Source organism: Mycobacterium sp. 852002-51613_SCH5001154, assembly GCF_001667425.1.
Classification (GTDB): Bacteria; Actinomycetota; Actinomycetes; order Mycobacteriales; family Mycobacteriaceae; genus Mycobacterium.
Window position 1 is genome coordinate 1 of the sequence record NZ_LZII01000026.1, and the last position, 7,320, is coordinate 7,320.

3 protein-coding genes are annotated in these 7,320 nt (G+C 70.5%); all 3 read left to right on the top strand.

Translation table 11 applies throughout. The features are described 5' to 3' along the window. On the top strand, positions 1-817 hold an 817-nt coding region (locus tag A5750_RS26050; RefSeq protein WP_197505375.1), incomplete at its 5' end, for a hypothetical protein. Positions 818-917: 100 nt separating this feature from the next. Then, the gene (locus A5750_RS07055) at positions 918-4,229 is read left to right on the top strand and encodes a DUF2126 domain-containing protein (protein ID WP_067261795.1); all 3,312 of its coding nucleotides are present in this window, start codon (positions 918-920) and stop codon (positions 4,227-4,229) included. Continuing rightward, positions 4,229-6,880 (top strand): circularly permuted type 2 ATP-grasp protein, encoded by a 2,652-nt coding sequence (locus A5750_RS07060; protein ID WP_067261797.1) that lies wholly within the window; start codon positions 4,229-4,231, stop codon positions 6,878-6,880. The genes A5750_RS07055 and A5750_RS07060 overlap by 1 nt, the downstream gene beginning before the upstream one ends. Positions 6,881-7,320: the final 440 nt, after the last annotated feature.

The window sequence follows — 7,320 nt, forward strand, 5'->3', positions numbered from 1 at the left end:
GCCGCCACCACCGCCCGGCTACGGCCCGCCGCCGGGTTACGGCGCGCCGCCACCACCGCCCGGCTACGGCCCGCCGCCCGGCTACGGCGCCCCACCCAAGCCTCCGATCATCGTGCTTGACGGGTTCAACTGGGCGTGGAACACCTTCACCAAGAACGCCGTGGCGTTGATCGTGCCCACGCTGGTCTACGGGCTGCTGATCGGGGTGGCCGGCGCGCTGATCACGCTGAGCCAGAACATGAACACGGGAACGACTCCCGACGACTACGACTTCACCTTCACGACCAACCTGACCGGCCCCGGGTACGGGCTGCTCGTCCTCGGCTACCTGGTGGCCTACGCGGTGAGCGCATTCGCGCAGTCGGCGTTCCTGTCCGGCTGTCTTGACCTGGCCGACGGGCGCGCCGTCACCATCGGCTCGTTCTTCAAGCCGCGCAACCTCGGCATGGTGTTTCTGGCCGTGCTGATCGTCGAGGTCCTCACGTCGATCGCATCGGCTTTCTGCTTCATCCCGGGTCTCGTGTTGGGCATATTCACCCAGTTCACCGTGGCGTTCGTGATCGATCGCTCGGAGTCGGCGATCAAGGGCTTCACTTCCAGCTTCTCGCTCGCCGGGTCGAATTTCGTCAACGCGCTGCTGGTGTGGCTGATCGTGTTCGCGTCCGCCATCGTCGGGCTTCTGTTGTGCGGTGTCGGCCTGTTGGTGGCGGCCCCGGTCGCGTCGCTGCTGATCATCTACGCCTACCGCAGGCTGAGCGGCGGCCAGGTGGTCCCCGTGCCGCAGCCGGGTTACCACCCGGGTCCGCCGCCGGCGTAACCGCCGATCCAAGCGGAGGCCGCGCCCGAAGTTACGGCGTTGTAAGCCGCAGCCGCGGTGCGCTGCGGCGTTGTGCCGCTTGTGATGAGATCACCATGTCATGAGCATCAAAGTCGCGCTGGAGCACCGCACCAGCTACACCTTCGACCGGCCGGTCCGGGTGTATCCGCACGTCGTGCGGCTGCGCCCCGCGCCCCACTGCCGCACGCCCGTCGAGGCCTACTCGCTGCGCATCGAGCCGGACGAGCACTTCATCAACTGGCAACAGGACGCGGTGGGCAATTTCCTTGCGCGCCTTGTATTTCCGAATCCCACCCAGCGGCTGACCATCACCGTCGGGCTGATCGCGGACCTCAAGGTGATCAACCCGTTCGACTTCTTCATCGAGGACTGGGCCGAGACGTGGCCGGCGCATGGGTTGACCTACCCGAAGGAGCTCGCCGACGACCTGGAGCCATACCTGCGGCCGGTCGACGAAAACGGTGACGGGTCGGGGCCCGGTGAGCTGACGCGGGCCTGGGTGCGCAACTTCTCGGTGCCGGCCGGCACCCGCACCATCGACCTGCTGGTCGCGCTCAACCGCGCCGTCAACGCCGACGTCGCCTACAGCGTCCGAATGGAACCCGGCGTGCAGACACCGGATCACACGCTGCGAACCGGGGTCGGCTCGTGCCGCGATTCGGCGTGGCTGCTGGTATCGATCCTGCGCCAGCTTGGGCTGGCCGCCCGTTTCGTGTCCGGCTACCTGGTGCAGCTGGCCTCCGACGTGGAGGCGCTCGACGGGCCGTCGGGCCCCGCCGCCGACTTCACCGACCTGCACGCCTGGACTGAGGTGTACATCCCCGGTGCGGGCTGGATCGGGCTGGACCCGACGTCGGGGTTGTTCGCCGGCGAGGGCCACATCCCGTTGGCGGCCACCCCACAGCCGGCGTCGGCGGCGCCCATCAGCGGCGGCACCGAACCGTGCGAATCGGTGCTGGAGTTCTCTAACACCGTCACCCGGGTCCACGAGGACCCGCGTGTCACCCTGCCCTACACCGACGACGCGTGGGACACGATCCGCGAGGTCGGCCGGCGCGTCGACGAGCGGTTGGCGGCCGCCGACGTGCGGCTGACCATCGGGGGCGAGCCGACATTCGTTTCGGTGGACGATCAGGTCGCCGAGGAATGGACCACGGCCGCCGACGGCCCGCACAAGCGGCAGCGCGCCTCCGACCTGGCCGCGCGCCTCAGAGAGGTGTGGGCGCCGAGCGGGTTGGTGCAGCGCGGGCAGGGCCGGTGGTATCCGGGAGAACCGTTGCCGCGCTGGCAGATCGCGTTGTATTGGCGCACCGACGGGCGACCGCTGTGGAGCGACGGCACGCTGCTGGCCGACCCGTGGCTGGGCGACTTGGCGCCGGCCGATAGCGACGCGGGCCACCGGCTGCTCGCCGCGATCGCCGACGGCCTGGAGCTGCCGCCGTCGCAAGTGCGGGCCGCCTACGAGGACCCGCTGCACCGGCTGGCGACCAAGGTGCGACAACCCGAGGGCGACCCGGTGGACCCGGCCGACGACCTCGACGCGGACTCCCCCGCCGGCCGCGCCGCCCTGCTGGCCCGCCTCGACGAATCCGTCACCGCCCCAGCGGCTTTCGTGTTGCCGCTGCACCGCCGCGACGATGGTCAGGGCTGGGCCAGCGCCAACTGGCGGCTGCGGCGCGGCCGAATCGTGTTGCTGCACGGCGATTCTCCGGCGGGGCTGCGGCTGCCGCTGGATTCCATCAGCTGGCGGCCGCCGCGCCCGTCGTTCGATGCCGATCCCCTGGGCGTCGGGGACGAGCTGTCGACGCAGTCGGGCACCGCGGTGGTGGAGGACTCCGACACCGCGCCGCCTACCGCGATGGTCGCCGAGATCCGCGATGGGCTGCTCTACCTCTTCATGCCGCCCACCGAGGCGCTGGAGCACTTCGTCGACCTGGTCGCACGCGTCGAGGCCGCGGCGGCCAAGGTCGACTGCCCGGTCGTGATCGAGGGCTACGAACCCCCGCCGGACCCCCGGCTGCGCTCGACGACCATCACCCCGGACCCCGGCGTCATCGAGGTCAACGTCGCGCCCACCGCGAGCTTCGCCGAGCAGAGTCAGCAGCTCGAAACCCTCTATGAGCAAGCCCGATTGGCGCGCCTGTCCACCGAGTCCTTCGACGTGGACGGCACCCATGGCGGCACCGGCGGCGGCAACCACATCACCCTCGGCGGAGTCACGCCCGCCGACTCGCCGCTGCTGCGGCGACCGGACCTGTTGGTATCGCTGCTGACGTACTGGCAGCGGCACCCGTCGCTGTCGTACTTGTTCGCGGGCCGGTTCGTCGGCACCACGTCGCAGGCCCCCCGGGTCGACGAGGGCCGCGCCGAGGCGCTCTACGAACTCGAGATCGCGTTCGCCGAGATCGCCCGGCTGTCGGCCGGTGGTGCGGCGAAGCCCTGGGTGATCGACCGCGCGCTGCGGCACCTGCTGACCGACATCACTGGCAACACCCACCGCGCAGAGTTCTGCATCGACAAGCTCTACAGCCCCGACAGCGCCCGCGGCCGGCTCGGCCTGCTGGAACTACGCGGTTTCGAGATGCCGCCGCATCTGCGCATGGCGATGGTGCAGTCGCTGCTGGTGCGCTCGCTGGTGGCGTGGTTCTGGGACGAGCCGCTACGCGCCCCGCTGATACGCCACGGCGCCAACCTGCACGGCCGATACCTGTTGCCGCACTTCCTGATTCACGACATCGCCGACGTTGCCGCGGACCTGCGCGCGCACGGCATCGCGTTCGAGACCAGCTGGCTGGACCCGTTCACCGAATTCCGCTTCCCCCGCATCGGCACGGCGGTGTTCGACGGGGTGGAGATCGAGTTGCGCGGGGCGATCGAACCGTGGAACACCCTCGGCGAGGAAGCCACCGCGGCCGGCACCGCCCGCTATGTCGACTCGTCGGTCGAGCGCATCCAGATCCGCATCATCGGCGCCGACCGGCACCGCTACGTGGTGACGGTCAACGGCTACCCGGTGCCGCTGCTGGCCACCGACAACCCCGACATCCACGTGGGCGGAGTGCGGTTCAAGGCCTGGCAGCCACCGAGCGCGCTGCACCCCACCATCAGCACAGACGTGCCGCTGCAGTTCGAGCTGGTCGACCTGACGACGGGCACGTCGCGCGGCGGGTGCACGTATCACGTCGCGCACCCCGGTGGGCGGGCCTACGACGAGCCGCCCGTCAACGCCGTCGAGGCCGAGGCACGGCGCGCCCGCCGCTTCGAGGCGACCGGCTTCACCCCCGGCAAGCTCGATCTGTCCGACATTCGGGAGAAACAGGCCCGGATCTTCACCGATATCGGCGCGCCGGGCATCCTCGACCTGCGCCGCGTGCGTACCGTTCAGCGGTAATGGCGTTTGCGGACATGACATTCGGCATCGGTACGGGGTCGGCGCCCCCGGCCGACCGCTACGACGCCGACCGCCTGCTGGCCGGGTACCGGGCCGCGCGCGCCCAGGAAGCGCTCTTCGATCTCCGGCATGGCCCGGCCGCCGGCTACGACGAATTCGTTGACCGGGACGGACAGGTGCGGCCGGCCTGGACGGAGCTGGCCGACACCATCGCGGAGCGCGGACGGGCGGGGCTCGACCGGCTGCGCTCGGTGGTGCGCGGCCTGATCGACAGCGACGGCATCACCTACACCGACGTCGATCCCGCCGGACACGGCCTCGAGCCGCGGCCGTGGATCCTGGACACGCTGCCGCTCGTCCTCTCCGCCGCGGAGTGGGAGGCGCTGGAGGCCGGGCTGGTGCAGCGATCCCGGCTGCTCGACGCCGTGCTCGCCGACCTGTACGGGTCGCGCAGCCTGCTCACCGAGGGGCTGCTGCCGCCGGAGCTGCTGTTCGCCCATCCCGGTTACGTGCGCGCGGCCAACGGCATCGAAGTGCCCGGGCATCACCAGCTCTTCCTGCACGCCTGTGACGTCAGCCGGCTACCGGACGGCACCTTCCAGGTCAACGCCGACCGGACGCAGGCGCCGTCGGGCGCCGGCTACGCGCTGGCCGACCGGCGCGTCGTCGCGCACTCCGTGCCCGATCTCTATGAACGGATCGCGCCGCGCCCGACGACACCGTTCGCCCAGGCGTTGCGGCTGGCGCTCATCGACGCCGCGCCCGACGATGCGCAGGATCCGGTGGTCGTGGTCCTGAGCCCGGGTATCTTCTCCGAAACCGCTTTCGATCAGGCGTATCTCGCGACGCTGCTGGGCTTTCCCTTGGTGGAGAGCGCGGACTTAGTGGTACGCGACGGCAAGTTGTGGATGCGCTCGCTGGGCACCTTGAAACGGGTGGACGTGGTCCTGCGCCGGGTCGACGCCGAATACGCCGACCCGCTCGATCTGCGGGCCGACTCCCGGCTCGGCGTCGTCGGTCTGGTGGAGGCGTCGCACCGCGGGACGGTGACCGTCGTCAACACGCTGGGCAGTGGCATCCTGGAAAACCCTGGGCTGCTTCGGTTTTTGCCCGAGCTGTCCGAGCGCCTCCTCTCCGAAGCGCCGCTGCTGCAGTCCGCGCCGGTCTACTGGGGCGGCATCGCGAGCGAATGCTCACACCTGCTGGCCAATCTGTCCTCGCTCCTGGTGAAGTCGACCGTCGGCGGTAAAACCCTTGTCGGCCCGACCCTTTCGTCATTGCAGCTGGCACAGTTGGCGGCCGCGATCGAAAAGATGCCCTGGCAGTGGATCGGCCAGGAACTGCCGCAGTTCTCGTCGGCGCCCACCGACCATGCCGGGGTGTTGTCCTCGGCCGGCGTCGGCATCCGGTTGTTCAACGTGGCCCAGCGCAGCGGGTACGCCCCGATGATCGGCGGCGTCGGCTACGTGCTGGCGCCCGGGCCGGCCGCGTACACGTTGCAAACCGTTGCCTCGAAGGATGTTTGGGTGCGCCCGACGGAGCGTGCGCGGGCCGAGACGGTGACCCTGCCGTCGCCCGTGTCGCCGGCGAAGACCGCGGCGGGCACCTGGGGTGTCAGCTCGCCGCGTGTGCTGTCCGACCTGTTCTGGATCGGCCGCTACGGCGAGCGCGCGGAGAGCATGGCGCGCCTGCTGCTCGTCGCCCGGGACAGGTTCCATGTCTACCGGCATCAGCAGCACACCGAAGAGAGCGAATGCGTGCCGGTGCTGATGGCCGCGCTGGGCCGGATCACCGGGGCCGACGACGACCGTGCCAGCGACGGGGCCGAGATGATCGCCGTCGCCCCCTCGACGCTGTGGTCCCTGACCGTGGATCCCGAGCGGTCCGGGTCGCTGGTGCAGTCGGTGGAAGGGTTGGCGCTGGCCGCCAGGGCGGTGCGCGACCAGATGTCCAACGACACCTGGATAGTGCTGGCCGGGGTGGAGCGCGCGCTGGCTCAGCGGCGGGAGCCGCCGGATTCCCTCGCCGAGGCCGACGCGCTACTCGCGTCGGCCCAGGTGCAGACGCTGTCCGGGATGCTCACCCTGTCGGGGGTCGCCGGTGAGTCGATGGTGCGCGACGTGGGCTGGACGATGATGGACATCGGCAAGCGCATCGAACGCGGCCTCTGGCTGACCGCGCTGCTGCGGGCCACCTTGACCGCCGTCCGCGCGCCCGCGGCCGAACAGACCATCATCGAGGCCACGCTGGTGGCGTGCGAGTCCTCGGTCATCTACCGGCGCCGCACCGTGGGCCAGGTCAGCGTCGCCGCCGTGGCCGAGCTGATGCTGTTCGACGCGCAGAACCCGCGGTCGCTGCTGTATCAAGTGGAGCGGCTGCGGGCCAACCTCAAGGACCTGCCCGGGGCGTCGGGGTCGTCGCGCCCGGAACGGCTGGTGGACGAGATCGCCACCCTGCTGCGCCGCTCGCATCCCGCCGAGCTGGAAGTCGTCCGCGCCGACGGGCAGCGGGCCGCGCTGGCCGACCTGCTCGGTTCGGTGCACGCCGGGTTGCGCGAGCTGGCCGAGGTCATCACCACCACGCAGTTGGCGCTGCCCGGCGGCATGCAGCCGCTGTGGGGCCCCGACGTGCGCCGGGTGATGCCGGCCTAGCGGTGATCGCGAGCGCGGCGAAGCCGGGCGAAGCGGGTCACCGCCATCGGGGCTAGCGGTGATCGCGAGCGCGGCGAAGCCGGGCGAAGCGGGTCACCGCCATCGGGGCTAGCGGTGATCGCGAGCGCGGCGAAGCCGGGCGAAGCGGGTCACCGCCATCGGGCCTAGCGGTGATCGCGAGCGCGGCGAAGCCGGGCGAAGCGGGTCACCGCCATCGGGCCTAGCGGTGATCGCGAGCGCGGCGAAGCCGGGCGAAGCGGGTCACCGCCATCGGGCCTAGCGGTGATCGCGAGCGCGGCGAAGCCGGGCGAAGCGGGTCACCGCCATCGGGCCTAGCGTCGCAAATACACGTTGCGTCAAACTGGTTCGTCGTCGTCACCGTCGCGGAGGATTCTTTCGGGGTGGTGGTAGGTGTTGGTGCGGGGTTGTCCGTGGTCGAG